13 protein-coding genes are annotated in these 15,233 nt (G+C 73.6%); 6 read left to right on the top strand and 7 right to left on the bottom strand.

The window, feature by feature from the left end:
• Positions 1 to 45: 45 nt before the first annotated feature.
• Positions 46 to 1,194: a hypothetical protein gene (locus JOE43_RS02330; protein ID WP_209514330.1), complete on the bottom strand. Its 1,149-nt coding sequence runs from the start codon at positions 1,192 to 1,194 to the stop codon at positions 46 to 48.
• 82 nt (positions 1,195 to 1,276) lie between these two features.
• On the bottom strand, positions 1,277 to 1,885 hold the full coding sequence (locus JOE43_RS02335) for a hypothetical protein (protein WP_209514332.1): 609 nt from the start codon (positions 1,883 to 1,885) through the stop codon (positions 1,277 to 1,279).
• A 276-nt stretch (positions 1,886 to 2,161) separates the two neighbouring features.
• Here JOE43_RS02335 and JOE43_RS02340 point away from each other — a divergent pair, with 276 nt between their 5' ends.
• Both JOE43_RS02340 and JOE43_RS02345 read left to right on the top strand, forming a co-directional pair.
• The gene (locus tag JOE43_RS02340) at positions 2,162 to 3,553 is read left to right on the top strand and encodes an alpha-amylase family glycosyl hydrolase (RefSeq protein WP_209514334.1); all 1,392 of its coding nucleotides are present in this window, start codon (positions 2,162 to 2,164) and stop codon (positions 3,551 to 3,553) included.
• Positions 3,554 to 3,664: 111 nt separating this feature from the next.
• Complete coding sequence (locus JOE43_RS02345) at positions 3,665 to 4,135, top strand: MaoC family dehydratase (protein ID WP_209514336.1); 471 nt, start codon at positions 3,665 to 3,667, stop codon at positions 4,133 to 4,135.
• A gap of 95 nt (positions 4,136 to 4,230) precedes the next feature.
• Here the strand turns inward: JOE43_RS02345 and JOE43_RS02350 are convergent, their stop codons facing one another.
• The 5 genes from JOE43_RS02350 to JOE43_RS02370 all read right to left on the bottom strand — a co-directional run bounded on the left by JOE43_RS02350 (position 4,231) and on the right by JOE43_RS02370 (position 10,260).
• Entirely contained in the window at positions 4,231 to 6,714 is a 2,484-nt protein-coding gene (locus JOE43_RS02350) for a glycoside hydrolase family 2 protein (RefSeq protein WP_209514338.1), read from the bottom strand.
• 238 nt (positions 6,715 to 6,952) lie between these two features.
• Entirely contained in the window at positions 6,953 to 7,687 is a 735-nt protein-coding gene (locus tag JOE43_RS02355; protein ID WP_209514339.1) for an NADPH-dependent F420 reductase, read from the bottom strand.
• 71 nt (positions 7,688 to 7,758) lie between these two features.
• Entirely contained in the window at positions 7,759 to 8,379 is a 621-nt protein-coding gene (locus JOE43_RS02360) for a TetR family transcriptional regulator (protein ID WP_307803202.1), read from the bottom strand.
• Positions 8,380 to 8,503: 124 nt separating this feature from the next.
• Entirely contained in the window at positions 8,504 to 9,250 is a 747-nt protein-coding gene (locus JOE43_RS02365; RefSeq protein WP_167260621.1) for a DeoR/GlpR family DNA-binding transcription regulator, read from the bottom strand.
• The gene (locus tag JOE43_RS02370; protein ID WP_209514343.1) at positions 9,247 to 10,260 is read right to left on the bottom strand and encodes a ribokinase; all 1,014 of its coding nucleotides are present in this window, start codon (positions 10,258 to 10,260) and stop codon (positions 9,247 to 9,249) included. The genes JOE43_RS02365 and JOE43_RS02370 overlap by 4 nt, the downstream gene beginning before the upstream one ends.
• A 77-nt stretch (positions 10,261 to 10,337) precedes the next feature.
• On the opposite strand from JOE43_RS02370, the gene JOE43_RS02375 reads away from it, so the two are divergent.
• From JOE43_RS02375 to JOE43_RS02390, 4 genes are all read left to right on the top strand, one after another.
• The gene (locus JOE43_RS02375) at positions 10,338 to 11,285 is read left to right on the top strand and encodes a sugar phosphate isomerase/epimerase (RefSeq protein ID WP_056059192.1); all 948 of its coding nucleotides are present in this window, start codon (positions 10,338 to 10,340) and stop codon (positions 11,283 to 11,285) included.
• 214 nt (positions 11,286 to 11,499) lie between these two features.
• The gene (locus JOE43_RS02380; RefSeq protein ID WP_209514346.1) at positions 11,500 to 12,504 is read left to right on the top strand and encodes an ABC transporter substrate-binding protein; all 1,005 of its coding nucleotides are present in this window, start codon (positions 11,500 to 11,502) and stop codon (positions 12,502 to 12,504) included.
• A complete protein-coding gene (locus JOE43_RS02385; RefSeq protein ID WP_167260625.1) occupies positions 12,501 to 14,108 on the top strand; it encodes a sugar ABC transporter ATP-binding protein in 1,608 nt (535 codons plus the stop codon). The genes JOE43_RS02380 and JOE43_RS02385 overlap by 4 nt, the downstream gene beginning before the upstream one ends.
• A complete protein-coding gene (locus JOE43_RS02390) occupies positions 14,101 to 15,156 on the top strand; it encodes an ABC transporter permease (RefSeq protein ID WP_056057786.1) in 1,056 nt (351 codons plus the stop codon). Before JOE43_RS02385 ends, JOE43_RS02390 begins: the two co-directional genes overlap by 8 nt.
• Positions 15,157 to 15,233: the final 77 nt, after the last annotated feature.

Below are 15,233 nucleotides of genomic sequence, written 5' to 3' on the forward strand. Positions count from 1 at the left end.
GTCGTACCCGGACCATGAGCCTCACGGAGGGGGCGATGCTGACGATCAGCCGCAGGTCACCGTGCCGATGCCGGCGATCGACAGGACCGTGACCGGCACGGTGGTCGGCGAGGCCCTGGTCCAGGCGCCGACCAGCTGTGTCGTGACGGTGAGCGTCTGGGGGCCGAGAGCGAGCAGCCCCGCGGGTCGGAAGTCGACCGTCCTCGCGGTAGAGGTCGTGGTGGAGACCGAGACGGAGCCCGACGACACGCTGAAGCGCAACGTCGACGGCGTCTCGCCCGCGTAGGTCCAGCCGATGCGGACCCCGCCGCTGATGTTGGTGCAGGTCGGAGCGGTCGGTGCGTCCACCGTCCCCGCCGTCAACGACGCCGACGTCGCCGTCCAGGCGAAGAACGGCGCCGCCGCCGCCTCCGTGGGCAGCGTCGCGAGCGGGGCCGTGACGAGCATCGCGAGCGCGAGGGCGGACGACGCGGTGCGCAGGCGCCGCAGCCTCCGCGCCCGGTGGCGGATCGACCGCCGGGTCGGCCAGGCGACGAGGGCGGGCAGGCCCAGGCCGACCCGCGACTCCCCGGTGCCGGCCGCGGCCGCGGCCTCCGCCTTCGCCTCGGCGCAGATCCGCCGCTGCTCGCGGTCGACCGTCGTCAGCGCCAGCAGCACGAGCACCCCGAGGGCGACCATCGCGAGCGGCACCCAGCGGCCCTCTCGGGCCCAGACCACGGGCAGACCGACCGACGGCACGCGGAGGAACCCCACCCCGTGCACCGCCGACGCCCCGATCGGCGTCGAGTCGACGGCGGGGTTGGCGTCGCCCTTGGTCACCATCATGCCGCCGGCCAGCGCCTCCGCGTAGCGGTGCAGGCGCAGGTGCCCCGGCTGGTCGGGGTCGTCGGCGAGCAGCACGTGCCCGGTCTGGACGAGGTCCATCGGCACGGGCCGCGAGACGACGACGTCGCCGACGCGGATGCGCGGCTCCATCGAGCCGGTCACGACCGTCGTCGGGTGCCAGCCGAGCACCGCGGGCGCCGCGGCCCAGAAGGCGAGCCCCAGCAGGGCGACGATCACGCCGCGCGCGACCGTCGCGACGACGATGCGCGACCAGTCCTCGACGCCCGTCCGCGCCGTCGGCAGGGTCGACGAGGAGGCGCGGGTCGAGCCCTGCAGAGAGCTCGCGACGTGCTGTGCCGTCGCCGACATGGCGGCCTCCCCTCTCGACGTGGGGTCCGTGACGTGGGGCGGGCGGCGGCGCGACGCGGTGCGCGCCGCCGCCCGGGGACGGCTAGTTGTTCTGGGCTTCCCAGGTGAAGCCCTGCTTGACGTTCAGGCCCTGCGACGCGTTGAGGAGGTCTTGCCCGACCGTGTAGGTGAACTTGTAGACGCGGTTCTCGGCGGCGGAGTCGGCCCCCGTCGGGTTGCCGGTCGTGACCCACGCGTCGGCGCCGGTCGCGTAGCTGGAGCGCGCCGTCTGGAACGCGGCGAGGGTGCCGTCGTAGACCGTGCCGCCCGTGGTGGCCGCGACGAACGCGGCGCAGGTGCCGGAGCCCTGCTCGATCTTGAGCGACGTCTTCAGGCCGAGGTCGTTGCTGACGTTCACGGCACCGGTGCCGTAGAGCTTCACGGTCGAGGGCAGGCTGCCGGTCGAGGTGACGGTGATGCAGTTCGAGCCGGTCGAGCCGGGCTTGAGGTTCACGGCGGTGAAGAGGGCGACGTCGGAGTCGTTGTCGGTGAGCTTCACCGAGCCGGTGGTCCAGTTGCTCGTGGGGTTGCTCGTCTGCGCGCTGAACGCCGAGTACGACGCGTTCGAGACGACGAGCCCGGAGGCGACGAGGGCGAGCGGGACGCCGATGACGGCGGCGAGGCGGGCAGCACGGGGCGTGGCGGTGCGCATGGCGGGGTGTCCTGATCCTTGGGTGCAGCGTGTCCGGCCGACGGAGTGCCACGGAGGGGCGCGGGAGGCGGCTGGTGAGACCGCGGTGCGCCGACCGCACGGGCGTGGTGAGGGCCCGACGTCGTCCGGTTGTTACGGTCACCAAGATAAACCTGTGAGCGCCCCTCAGCAAGGCCGCGGGGCACCCCCCGAGGGAGGGGGCTCGCGCATCGGCCAGGCCCGGGCGGAGGCGCGTGCCTGGGCGTCGAGACCGCCCGCGTCGGTACCGTGGCGGGCATGCAGCAGCCCGACGCCCCCGCCCCGACCGACGCCGCGACCCCGGGTGACGCCTCGACCCCGGGCGGCGCCCCGGCCTGGACCGAGCACGTCGTGTGGTGGCACGTGTACCCCCTCGGGTTCGTGGGGGCCGACACGACCGGGGCGGACCGCTCGCCGGCACCGCGCCTCCTCGACCTCGTGCCGTGGCTCGACCACCTCGTCGCCCTCGGCGCCAACGGGCTCGCCCTCGGGCCCGTGTTCGCGTCGTCGACGCACGGCTACGACACCATCGACTGGATGCACGTCGACCCGCGGCTCGGCAGCGACGACGAACTCGTCACGCTGATCGACGCGGCGCACGAGAAGGGCGTCCGCGTGATGCTCGACGGCGTCTTCAACCACGTCGGCCCCGAGTTCCCGCCGCTGGTCGAGGCCCGCGCCGACCCGTCGTCGCCGGCGGCCGCGCTGTTCCGCCGCGACGGGTCGGGCGACCTGGCGACCTTCGAGGGGCACGGCGGGCTGATCGCCCTCGACCACTCGTCGCCCGAGGTGGCACGGCTCGTCACCGACGTGATGGTGCACTGGAGCGACCGCGGCGCCGACGCCTGGCGCCTCGACGCCGCCTACTCGGTGCCGACCGCGTTCTGGGCGCAGGTGCTGCCGGCCGTGCGCCAGCGGCACCCCGACGTGTGGGTGGTCGGCGAGGTGCTGCACGGCGACTACGCCGCGATCGTGCGCGAGGCCGGGCTCGACGCGGTGACCCAGTACGAGCTCTGGCAGGGCGTCTGGCACGGGCTGCAGAGCGTCAACCTGCACGAGCTGGCGTGGGCCCTCACCCGGCACGACGAGTTCCTCGACGCGTTCGTGCCCCTGACCTTCGTCGGCAACCACGACGTGACCCGCATCGCCAGCCAGGTCGACGACGAGCGCCACCACGCGCACGCGACCGTGCTGCTCTTCACCCTCGGCGGGGTGCCGTCGGTCTACTACGGCGACGAGCTCGGGCTGCGGGCCGTGAAGGAGGAGCGGGTCGGCGGCGACGACGCAGTGCGCCCGGCCTTCCCCCGCTGGTCGGGCGACGACGTCGTGTCGCTCGTGCCCGACGCCGACCCCGCCGCCCTGGCGCTGCACCAGCAGATGATCGGGCTCCGCCGCCGTCACCCGTGGCTGCACACGGCCCGGTCCCGGACGGTGTCGGTGACGAACGAGTTGCTCGTGCTCGAGCTTCGGCCGGGCGCGGGCGGGGACGCGGGCGACGTCGCGCTGGTCGTCGCCCTCTCGCTCGGCGACGAGCCGCTGCGGGTGGCCGACCCGGCGCCGGGCGAGTTCCTCGCCGGGCGCGACGCGGGGCTCGACGGCGACGAGCTCGTCGTCGGGGCCCACGGCTGGGCGGTCGTCGCCCGACGGTAGGCGTCGCGGGCCGAGTGGTCACGATCGGTCCGTCCTCCGCCCTGGGAGCAGCAGTTCGTGACCACTCGAGCCCCGTGCGCCGCAGCGGCGCGCGCGTGGTGGACTGGGGTCGTGCTCGACCCCTTCACCACGCCCCTGCCCGACCGGCACTTCGAGGACTACCCGCCCGGCCTCCACGCCGAGTACGGCCCGACCACGGTCACGGCCGACGAGATCGTCGCCTTCGCGACCGCCTTCGACCCGCAGCCGATGCACGTCGACGCCGGGTGGGCCGCCGCCGGCCCGTTCGGCGGGCTCATCGCCAGCGGCTGGCACACGACCGCGATCATGATGCGGCTGCTCGTCGACCACTGGCTGAACGGCGAGACGAGCCTGTCGTCGCCCGGCGTCGACGAGCTGCGCTGGCACCGGCCGGTGCGCCCGGGCGACCAGCTGACGGCCCGGTTCACGGTGCTCGAGGCGCGGCCGTCGGCGTCGCGGCCCGACCGGGGCATCCTCCGCACGCGCATCGAGCTGGTCGACGCCGACGAGCAGCTCGTCATGTCGCAGGTGATGACGAACTTCGTCCTGCGCCGCCCGTAGCGCGCGCCGCGCGCCCGCCGAGTGGTCACGATCTGCTCGCCCCCGAGCCGGGGAGGAGCAGATCGTGACCACTCGACGCCGTGCGAGCCCGGGCGTCAGCCCTGCAGGTCGCCCGCGTGCCGCACGACGTCGTCGGCGGTGAGCCGCTCGGCGTCCGACTCGGCGACCCCGGTCACCCGGAACGTCGCCGACTCCCCCGCGAGCAGCGTCACCATGCCCGTGTCGACCACGGCCCCGGGGTCGACCCGGTCGACGAGCAGGGTCACGTCGCGGGCGTAGCTGCGGGCGGTGACCGTGACCAGCGCGACGCCGGGAGCGGTCTCGGCGAGGGCGACCACCGCCTCCACCGCACCGGGGTCGAGGTGCTGGTCGACGACCTCGGCGGCGTCCCACCGGGCGCGGCCGGCGCCGAAGCCGGGCAGGTCGGCGACGAGCAGCTCGGCGGCGGGGTCGAGGCCGTCGACGAGCGCGGCCGGCAGCGCGACCGTGGTGCTGCCCCGCGCCTCCACCGTGACCGGCAGCGCGACCTCGTCGCGGCGCCCGCCGTCGAACGCGACGGCGGCGACCGTGGCGGTGCCGCTCCACGCCTCGTCGGTGTCGTTGAGCAGCACGAGGGCCAGGCCGGAGGCGCGGGGCTGGATCGTCGCCAGCCGCGCCTCGTAGACGGCCCGGAGCACGTGCCAGAGCGGCTTGCGGTGCCCCGCGAAGTCGACCGCCGCCCACGACACGACGGGCCAGTCGTCGTTCAGCTGCCAGACGACGACGCCGGTGTTCCGCGGCGCCAGCGAGCGGAAGTGCTCGACGCCGAACCGGATCGCCGCGGCCTGGTTGAGCTGGGTCGCCCAGTGCCAGTCCTCGATCGTCGAGGGCGCGGGCAGGTGGCCGTCGAGGCCCCGCTCCAGTTTGAGGTTGCCGTCCTCCGCCTTCTGGTGCACGAGCATCTCGTGGCCGTACGGGTCGAGCGGCTCGTCGTGAACGACCGAGGTCAGCGTCGACCAGGCGGGCGGCCCCTGGAAGCCGAACTCGGAGACGAAGCGCGGCTCGTGGTCGCGGTAGGCGGTGTAGTCGAGGCGGTTCCAGACGTCCCAGATGTGCATGGTGCCGTTGGCGGCGTCGTTCGGGTGCAGGTAGTCGCCGAACGACCACGGGCTGCCCGGCGAGTACGGCCGGGTGCCGTCGAGCTCGGCGACGACGCGCGGCAGCAGGTCGAAGTAGTAGCCCTCGCCCCAGGTGCGGCCGGCGAGCTGGCGGCGCCAGTCCCAGTCGACGTAGCCCCAGATGTTCTCGTTGTTCCCGTTCCAGATCACGAGGCTCGCGTGGCGGCTGAGGCGGGTGACGGCCTCGCGGGCCTCGGCCTCGACCTCGTCGGCGAGCCAGGGCTCCTCCGCGTAGGCGCCGCAGGCGAAGAGGAAGTCCTGCCAGACGAGCACGCCGGCCTCGTCGCACGCGTCGTAGAGGTCGTGCGACTCGTAGACGCCGCCGCCCCACACGCGCAGCAGGTTCATGTTGGCGTCGGTCGCGTCGGCGACGCGGAGGCGGTAGCGCTCGGGCGTCATCTCGGTGAGGAAGGCGTGGTCGGGGATCCAGTTCGCGCCCCGCACCTGCACCGGCTGGCCGTTGACGCTCAGCACGAAGGGGGCGCCGTGCTCGTCGGGGGCCGTGTCGAGGGCGACGGTGCGGAAGCCGACCCGCGCCTCCCACGGCTCGGTCTCGCTGCTGCTGCCGACCGTGACGGTGACGGGGTAGAGCGGCTGGGCGCCGTGGCCGCGGGGCCACCAGAGCTCGGCGTCCGGCACGACGACCGTGAGCTGCACCTGCGTCGTGCCGGGGGCGACCGCCGAGGAGGCGCGGTGCCCGTCGACGAGGACGGTCACCTCGATCTCGGCGGCGGTGGTGGTGCCGGCGCCGGCCGGGGCGCCCGGGGTCGCCCACTCGAGCTCGACGTGGGCGTCGAGCACCCCGCCCTCGTCGGTGACGTCGACGAGCGGCCGGACGGACGCGATCCGCACGCCCGACCAGCTGTCGAGCCCGATCGGTCGCCAGATGCCGCTGGTGGCGACGTCGACGCCCCAGTCCCAGCCGAAGTTGCTGGCGGACTTCCGCAGCATCGTGAAGGGGTGGTGGTTGACGTGCGGGAGCGCTCCGTGGCGCTCGACCCGCGACTCCACCTCGGGCACGGGCGCGGCGAACGTCACGACCAGGTGGTTGTCGCCGTCGGTCAGCGCGTGGCGCACGTCGACGCGGTACGAGCGGTGCTGGTTCTCGGTCTCGGCGACGACGACGCCGTTCAGCTCGACGCGGGCGACGGTGTCGAGCCCCTCGGCGACGAGGTCGTGACGCTCGGAGCCGTCGTCGTGCCACTCGAACGTCGTCCGCCAGCGCCAGACGGTGTCGCCGATCCACTGCTGGGCGGCCTCGGCGTCGCCGTCGAACGGGTCGGTGACCATCCCCGCGGCGAGCAGGTCGGTGTGGGCGACGCCGGGCACGGTGGCCGGGATGCGCCGGCCCGCGACCTCGGCGGGCACCGGGCCGCTCACGGCCTCGAGGGTCCAGTCGTCGTGGAGGGGTCGGAGAGCCATGCGTGCGTGTCCTCGTCGTCGAGATGCGGGTGGGCCTCGCACCACGCTAGCGGGAGGCGCGGGGCCGCGGGCGGCGGGCCGGAGTCGGCGGGTCGCCGTCCTCCCCGGTGCTCTCCCCGCCGGGTGCGGCGGGTTCCCGTCCTCCTGGGCGGGTCGGCGCCGGCCCGCCCAGGAGGACACGGACCCGCCGCACCGGCGCGACCTCCCCCGGCGGGCCGACCCGCGCCTCCCCGGGCCCTCAGAACTGGCGGGCGGCGACGTCCGCGCGGTGCGACGCGGCGACCAGCTCGCGGAGGCGCTCCGCCGTCACGGGCGCGCCCGGGTCGGCGAGGTGGTCGACGGCGAGGGCCGCTGCGTCGGCCGCGTAGATCGGGGTGTACGCGCCCGACTCGGGCTCGGTGCGCCACGACTCGGCGAGCGAGCCCGCGTCGACCGGCTCGAAGCCGAGCAGGTCGACGAGCTCCGAGACCCGGGCCTTGGCCGTCGCGTCGTCGCCCTGGACGGCGAGCGCCGTACGCGGGGTCGAGCCCGCGAGCGCCGGGATGTGGTGGGCGAGGATCCCGTTGAACGCCTTCACGACGAGCGCGCCGGGCAGCAGCCGCTGCTCGAGCTCGGCGGTGGCGAGCTCGAGGCTGTCGAGCTCGGCGATGCGCCCGTCGCGGTGCGGGTAGTAGTTGCCGGTGGAGAGCACGACGCGGCCCGCGAGGGCGTCGACGGGCAGCGCCGGGTAGGCGCCGAGCGGGACGGCGAGCACGACCAGGTCACCGGCTTCCGCCGCCTCGCGGGGAGTGGCGGCGCGGGCGCGGGGGCCGAGCTCCTCGACGAGGCCCGCGAGCGACTCCGGCCCGCGCGAGTTCGCGACGACGACGTCGAGGCCGGCCGCCACGGCGAGGCGGGCGAGACCGCTGCCGATGTCACCGCTGCCGATGACGCCGATGCGGGTGAGGGGTGCGGGGGTGGTGGTGTCGGTCATGGCGCCTCCTGGTCGTGGTCGTGTTCGGGGTTCGGGGTTCGTGGTTCGGGGCTGGGGGCTCGGAGCCGCCGTCAGGCGTCGTCGCCCGCGGCGACCGGACGTGCCTGCCACCCCCGGCGGGTGAGCGCCGCGAGTCCGTCGGCCGAGTCGTCGTCGGCGAGCGCGGCGCCCCGCACCCAGCTCGTGGCGAGGGCGGCGAGGAAGAGGTCGCGGGCGCGCACGTCGCTCCGGGCGGCGCCGTCGCGGCGGGCGGCGTCGAGGAACTCCTCGGTCACGGTGACGAAGCCCTGGCAGGTCGTCGCGAGGGGCGAGTCGCTCGTGAGCGTGGCGGCGCGGAGGGGCCCGGGCAGGCCGTCGAACGCCCCCGCCCAGTCGATCACCGCGTCGAGCCAGCCGTGCAGGGCGTCGCCCGCGTCAACGGTGCCGTCGTCGCGGCCGGCCCGGAGGGAGTCGCGGCGTGCGACGAGCGCGTCGTCGCGGGCCGTCAGCAGGGCCGCGAGCAGGGCCTCGCGGGTCGGGAAGTGGCGGTACAGGGTGCCGGCGCCGACGCCCGCCCGCTTCGCGATCGCGTCGAGGGAGCCGCCGACGCCGTGCTCGGCGAAGTGCTGCTCGGCGGTGGCGAGGAGGTGCTCGCGGTTGCGGAGCGCGTCGGCGCGGGGAGCCCTGGCTCCGCGGGTGGTCGTGTCGGGCACGGCGTCCTCCTCGTCGCGATGCGGAGGACCTCTCCGCATCGCGAAGAGGAGACTATCTCCGTTCGCGCGGGAGCGCACCCCGGAGCACGGTCAGCGCCCGGGCGCGGCTCAGCGCTCGTGCGGCTCAGCGCTGGCGCGGCGCGACGACGAAGGCCGCCGCGGCGTCGAGCACCGGGTCGGCGCGGTCGCTCACGACCGTGCAGACGCCGAGGCCGAACGAGCGGCAGAGCGAGACGACGCCGAACTTGCTGCTGTCGGCGAGCACGACGGTCTCGCGGCTGTGCGCCTGCACGAGGCGCTTCTTGTTGGCCTCGCGGATGTCGAACGTGGTGACGCCGGCCTCGGCGTCGATGCCGGTGACGCCGATGAAGGCCCGGTCGAAGTAGAGGTCCTCGAGCTGTCGGTCGGTCATCGTGCCGGCGACGGAGCCGATGTCGGGCAGGTAGTCGCCGCCGAGCGCCGTCACGGTCACCCGGGGCCGGGGCACCATGCCGAGCACCTGCGTGTTCGAGGTGATGACGTGCACGTCGATGTTCGGCAGAGCCACCATGAACTCGGTCAGCGACGTGCCCGAGTCGACGTAGATCGTCTCGCCCTCGACCACCATGGCGGCGGCGGCGCGGGCGATCGCGACCTTCTCGTCGCGGTTGATCTGCGACTTCATCGCCGCCGGCAGCTCGGCCGAGCGCTCCTCGGCACGGATCGCCCCTCCGCGCAGGCTCACGACGTGGCCGGACTGCTCCAGCTCACGGATGTCGCGGCGCACGGTCGAGGGCGACGCCCCCGTGGCCGTGACGAGGTCGTCGATCAGGATCGAGTCGCCCGAGGCGACACGGTCGAGGATCAGCTGGTGCCTGGCGAACGATCTCACGCCTCGAGGTCCTCCCGGGTCGGCATGCTGGACTGTGCCCCCATCCCCGCGACGGTGATCGAGGCGACGAGCGCGGCGGTGCGGGCGGCCGAGAACGGGTCGACCCCGTCGGCCAGCGCGACGGCGAAGGCCCCGATGAACGAGTCGCCGGCGCCGGTCGTGTCGACCGCGCGGGCGGGCACCGCCCCCACGAACTCCACCCGTCGGCCCTCGAGAACATAGCAGCCGCGACTGCCGAGGGTCAGGACGACGGAGTCGCAGAACGCCGCCAGCTCGGCGACCGCGGCCCGCATCGCCGCGTCGTCGGTGACGTCGCCGAGGGGGCGCCCGAGGTACTCGGCCGCCTCGTCCTCGTTGACGACGAACCAGGCGCAGGCGCGCGTCACCTCGAGCGGCACGGGCCGGGCGGGCGCGGCGTTGTAGACGACCGGGACGCCCGCGGCCGCGGCGAGCGCCACCGCCCGCTCGTTCGCCGACGCGGGCACCTCGTTCTGCAGCACGACGACGGCCGACGACGCGACGAGGTCGGCGTTCTCGTCGACCCACTCGCCGGTCACGACGGCGTTCGCCCCCTCGACGATCGTCGCGTGCACCTCGCCGTCGCCGACGACGTGCACGATGCCGAGGCCGGCCGCCGCGCCGGTGGGCCGCAGCCGGCACTCGACGCCCTCGCGCTCGAGGGCGGCGCGGCAGATCTCGCCGTGCTGGTCCGCCCCCGCGGCGCCGACGAAGCGGACGGAGGCGCCGAGGCGGGCTGCCTGGACGGCCTGGTTCGCGCCCTTGCCGCCGGGGTCGGCGCGGAACCCGGTGGAGACGAGCGTCTCGCCCCGCCGCGGCAGCCGCTCCTGGCTGACGATCAGGTCGTAGTTGATGCTGCCGACCACCAGGATGGCGTGCGCCGTCATGCGGTCCTCCACTTCGTCGTGTCGACGACGTGCCGCCGCCAGGGCCGACAGTAGGCGGCGATGACGACGGTTGTCAAAGAAGATCAGCATGCTGGTGCGGCGCACGCGCCCATCCGGCCAGTGAGCGTGACCAGGAATGACACTGCTTGACAATCCCGGTCATGGTCCGTACGGTCGCCACCATGAAGTTCGCCACGCGCCTCAACTCGTTCATCGCCGGTGGAGACACCGCCGCAGCCCTCCGCCGCATCAGCGCGACGAAGGGCATCGACCACGTCGACCTCAACTACCCCGAGCACTTCGTCGGCATCGAGCCCGCCGACATGAAGCCCCTCCTCGACGAGCTCGGGCTCTCGCTCAACAGCGTCGCCATGCGCTTCCGCAAGGACTTCGTCCACGGCGAGTACAGCAACCGCGACGAGGCGGTCCGCCGCGAGGCGATCGAGCTGACGAAGGCCGGCATCGACGCCGCGGCCCTCGGCGGCAGCGACCTCGTGACGGTCTGGCTCGGCTACGACGGCTTCGACTACACGTTCCAGAAGGACTACGCACGTGACCTCGGCCGCATCGTCGAGGCCTTCCAGGAGCTCGCCGACCACCGCCCCGACGTCCGCATCAGCATCGAGTACAAGCCCTACGAGGAGCGCGTGCACTCGGTCATCCGCAGCGTCGGGCAGACCCTGCACGTCCTCCAGCTGATCGACCGGCCCAACGTCGGCGCGACGCTCGACTTCGCGCACATGCTGATGGCCGGCGACGCGCCCGGCTTCGGCGCCGCGCTGCTGCTCGCCGAGGGCAAGCTGTGGGGCGTCCACCTCAACGACGGCAACAACGACCACGACGACGGGCTCATGATCGGCTCGATCCACCCCTTCGAGACGATCGAGTTCCTGTACTACCTGCTCCGCCACGACTACGACGGCGTCATCTACTTCGACACGTTCCCCATCCGGGAGGACGCGCAGGAGGAGGCGGAGACCAACCGGGCCACCGTCGAGCTGCTCATCGCGAAGATCGAGGCGGTCGGCGTCGACCACATCACCTCGGTCATCGACCAGGCCGACGGCATCGCCTCGCAGCGCCTCCGCAACGAGCTGATGAGCGTCGCCGTCCCCGCTCCCGGGGCCTGACCGGCCGACACGGCCTCCGGAGCGCCCCCGCTCCTGACCGGTGCCTCCCCGCGACCCCCGCGTGCGGAGGCACCGGGCCCGCGACTCCCCCCGGGCCTCCCGCACGACCCGCACCGCCCCGCACCGCCCCGCACGACGAACACCCCCCGACCCCTTCTCACACACAGGTGGACACGCAATGGCGCGATCTAGAACAGTCTTCTCCCTCTCCCTCGTGGCGACCATCGCCCTCGTCGCCCTCGTCGGCGGCGTCGTCGGCGGCAGGGCCACGGTCTCCGAGGCGGCATCGAGCGGAGGGGGTGAGGGAGGCGCGGCGTCCGGAGTCAAGGTCGACGTCATCATCCGGGCCAGCGACTCCGCCTACTGGCAGACCCTGCTCGCTGGCTCCGAGGCCGCCGCGGCCGACTACGGCATCGAGGTCGCGACCTTCGGCCCGACCTCCGAGACCGACATCGCCGGCCAGGTGCAGCTCGTCGAGAACTCCGTCTCGCGCGGCGCCGACGCCATCCTCATCGCGCCCAGCTCGAGCGAGGCCCTGAACGCCTCCATCGACCAGGCGCGGGCGGCCGGCATCAAGGTCATCACGGCCGACACGAAGGTCACCGCCGACATCGAGGGCCACATCGGCACGAACAACGTCCTCGCCGGCACGGCCGCCGGCGAGCGCATGTGCCAGCTGCTCACCGACGCCGGCACGACCACCGGCAAGGTGCTCGTCGAGGCCCCGATCGCGGGCATCGAGGCCAACCAGGACCGCGACGCGGGCTTCCGGGCCGGGCTCGCGACCGGCTGCCCCGACATCGACTCCAGCCTGCAGAGCTACAACAACAACGACATCGGCACGGCGGCCTCGCAGGTGAACGACGCCATCTCGGCGAACTCCGACCTCGTGGGCGTCTTCGCCGACAACAACAGCTCCGGCGTCGGCGCGGCCACCGCCATCAAGGACAACGACGCGTCCGACGACATCGTCGTCGTCGCCTTCGACTCCGACCCGGCGGAGAACGCCGCCCTGGCCGACGGCAGCATCGACGCACTGGTCGTGCAGAACCCCTGGTTCCTCGGCTACCAGGGCGTCGTCGAGGCCGCGATGGCGACGCAGGGGCGCATCCCGCCCGCGAGCCTCGACCCCGGCGTCGCCGTGGCCGACCGTGACAACATGGAGAGCCCCGAGATCAAGTCGCTCCTCGAGCCGCAGACTGCCGAGACCAACGGATGACCGTCCGCGAGCCCGAGGGCGCTGCCGTGCTGCAGCTCACCGACGTCTCGAAGGCGTTCGGCGCCGTCCAGGCCCTCAGCGGCGTCTCGCTAAAGCTCGTGGCGGGGCAGGTGCACTGCCTCGCCGGCGAGAACGGCGCCGGCAAGTCGACGCTGATCAAGGTGCTCACGGGGGCGCTGCCCCGCGACTCGGGCGACTACGACATCGACGGCCGCACGGTCACGACGGCCACCCCGGCCGCCCTCCGCGGCGCGGGCGTGCAGGCCGTCTACCAGGAGCTCAGCCTCCTGCCGCACCTCTCGGTGGGCGAGAACATGTTCATGGGCCGCCTGCCGGCGCGCTCGGGCGTGATCCGCTCCCGAGACCTGCACGACCGCTGCCGGTTCGTGCTCGACTCGCTCGGCCTCGCCGACGTCGACCCCGACGTCGTCGTCGAGCGGCTGCCCGCCGCGACGAAGCAGCTCGTCGAGGTCGCGAAGGTCGTCACCGCCGACTCCGTCAAGGTGATCGTCTTCGACGAGCCGACGACGGCGCTGACCGAAGCCGAGTCCGACCGGCTGCTCGACCAGATCCGCAAGTTCAAGGCGGAGGGCGTCGCGATCCTCTACGTCACCCACCGCCTGGAGGAGATGTTCGCCGTCGGCGACTGGGTCACGGTGCTCCGCGACGGCGAGCTGTCGCAGAGCGGGCCGATGAGCGACTACACGGAGGACACGCTGATCAACGCCATGGTCGGCCGTGAGGTGTCGAGCCTCTACCCGGACGAGGCGCGCGAGGTCCACCCGGCGCGCCTCAGCCTCCGGGGCCTGCGGCGGACGCCCGACAGCCCGACCATCGACCTCGAGGCCCGGGGCGGCGAGATCCTCGGCATCGGGGGCCTGCTCGGCTCGGGGCGCAGCGAGCTGCTGCTCAGCGTCTTCGGCTCGGAGCCGGTCGCGGAGGGCGAGATCCTCGTCGACGGCGTCGTCGTCCGGCCCGACGGGCCGCGCACGATGATGGACGCGGGCGTGGCCCTGCTCACCGAGGACCGCAAGGTGCTCGGCCTGCTGCCGGAGCTGTCCATCCGCGAGAACGTGACGATCGCGAGCCTGCGCGTCGGCTCCCGACGGGGGCTGCTGCCCGGCCGGGCACAGTCCGACGAGGCCGACGCCCTGCTCGACAGCCTCCGCATCCGCGCCGGCTCGTACGACCAGCCGGTCTCGACGCTCTCCGGGGGCAACCAGCAGAAGGTGCTGCTCGCCCGCTGGCTGCTGACGAAGCCCGGGGTCATCATGTTCGACGAGCCGACGAAGGGCATCGACGTCGGCGCCAAGGGCGAGCTCTACGACGTGATCAACGACCTGGCCCGCCGCGGCCTCGCGGTCGTCGTCGTCTCGTCGTACCTGCCCGAGCTGCTCGGCCTCGCCGATCGCGTGGTGGTGCTCCGCGAGGGCGCCGTCGCGGGCGAGCTGCCGGGCGGCGCCTCCGAGGAGGACGTGCTCCGCCTCGCCAGCGGCGGGGTCGACGACCCCGCCGACCACCTGCACGGCGTCCCGCCGCTCAGGCACGACCCCCGCACCGACCCGGTCACCCGACAGAACATCGAGGAAGTCCCCCATGCCTAAGTTGATGTGGCGCGAACCCATCGAGACGACGACCATCCGGGTGGTGCGGAACGGCGACGACGCCGCGGCCGCGGCCGCCCGGGCGTCGACCAAGCCGCGGGTCACGACCCTCGGCAGCATCGCCGGCCGCGAGAGCGGGGTGCTGATCGTCCTGCTCGTCGTGTTCGGAGCGCTGACGCTCGCGAGCGACGACTTCCTGACCGGCAACAACCTCGCGAACCTGGCCCGCCAGGTGTCGATCTTCGGGATCCTCGCCATCGGGCAGCTGATGGTCATCCTCACCGGGGGCATCGACCTCTCGGTCGGGTCGATCCTCGGCCTCGCCGGGGCGGTCACCGCGCAGCTGCTCGTCGCGGGGGTGCCGATCCCGCTCGCGCTGATCCTGGGCGCGCTCGTCGGGGCGGTGCTGGGCATCATCACGGGGCTGCTGGTGACGAGGTTCAAGCTCCCCCCGTTCATCGCGACGCTCGGCATGCTCGGCATCGCCCGGGGCGTGGTGCTCGTGATCACCGACGCGAACACGATCCAGGGCCTGCCCGAGGGCTTCCAGACGATCGCCAACGGCTCAGTGGTCGGCGTGCCGAACCTGCTGATCCTGTTCGTCGTCATCGCGGCGATCGCGGCCTTCGTGCTGAAGCGCACCGTCTTCGGCCGGTACGTCTACGCCGTCGGCTCGAACCCGGAGGCGGCGCGCCTGGCCGGAGTGCCGGTGCGGCTGGTGACCATCACGGTCTACGGCATCGCGGGGCTGCTGTCGGCGGTCGGCGGCGTGCTGCTGACCTCGCGGCTCGGGGCCGGCGTGCCCACGGCGGGCACCGGGTTCGAGCTGCAGGCGATCGCGGCGTGCGTGATCGGCGGCGCGAGCCTCTCCGGGGCACGGGGCAGCGCGATCGGCGCGGCCTGCGGGGCGCTGCTGATCGGCGTGCTGAACAACGGCGGCAACCTGCTGGCCGTGAACTCGTTCTACCTCCAGATCGCGATCGGCCTGCTGATCCTCGTGGCCGTCGCGTTCGACCAGCTGAACACCCGGGCCGCCGCCCGGGAGTGAGGCACGGCGACGGCCGGGCCGGTGCCTCCTGCGGGAGGTGGCCGGCCCGGCTGTCGTGCACCGCGACTCCCCCCGTC

The sequence above is a fragment of the Frigoribacterium sp. PvP121 genome (assembly GCF_017833115.1).
Lineage (GTDB): Bacteria > Actinomycetota > Actinomycetes > Actinomycetales > Microbacteriaceae > Frigoribacterium > Frigoribacterium endophyticum.

Coding starts and splice junctions, on each gene's coding strand:
- JOE43_RS02390 (WP_056057786.1), top strand. CDS start 14,101: ATGCCTAAGTTGATGTGGCGCGAACCCATCGAGACGACGACCATCCGG.
- JOE43_RS02335 (WP_209514332.1), bottom strand. CDS start 1,885: ATGCGCACCGCCACGCCCCGTGCTGCCCGCCTCGCCGCCGTCATCGGC.
- JOE43_RS02355 (WP_209514339.1), bottom strand. CDS start 7,687: ATGACCGACACCACCACCCCCGCACCCCTCACCCGCATCGGCGTCATC.
- JOE43_RS02330 (WP_209514330.1), bottom strand. CDS start 1,194: ATGTCGGCGACGGCACAGCACGTCGCGAGCTCTCTGCAGGGCTCGACC.
- JOE43_RS02375 (WP_056059192.1), top strand. CDS start 10,338: ATGAAGTTCGCCACGCGCCTCAACTCGTTCATCGCCGGTGGAGACACC.
- JOE43_RS02350 (WP_209514338.1), bottom strand. CDS start 6,714: ATGGCTCTCCGACCCCTCCACGACGACTGGACCCTCGAGGCCGTGAGC.
- JOE43_RS02385 (WP_167260625.1), top strand. CDS start 12,501: ATGACCGTCCGCGAGCCCGAGGGCGCTGCCGTGCTGCAGCTCACCGAC.
- JOE43_RS02340 (WP_209514334.1), top strand. CDS start 2,162: ATGCAGCAGCCCGACGCCCCCGCCCCGACCGACGCCGCGACCCCGGGT.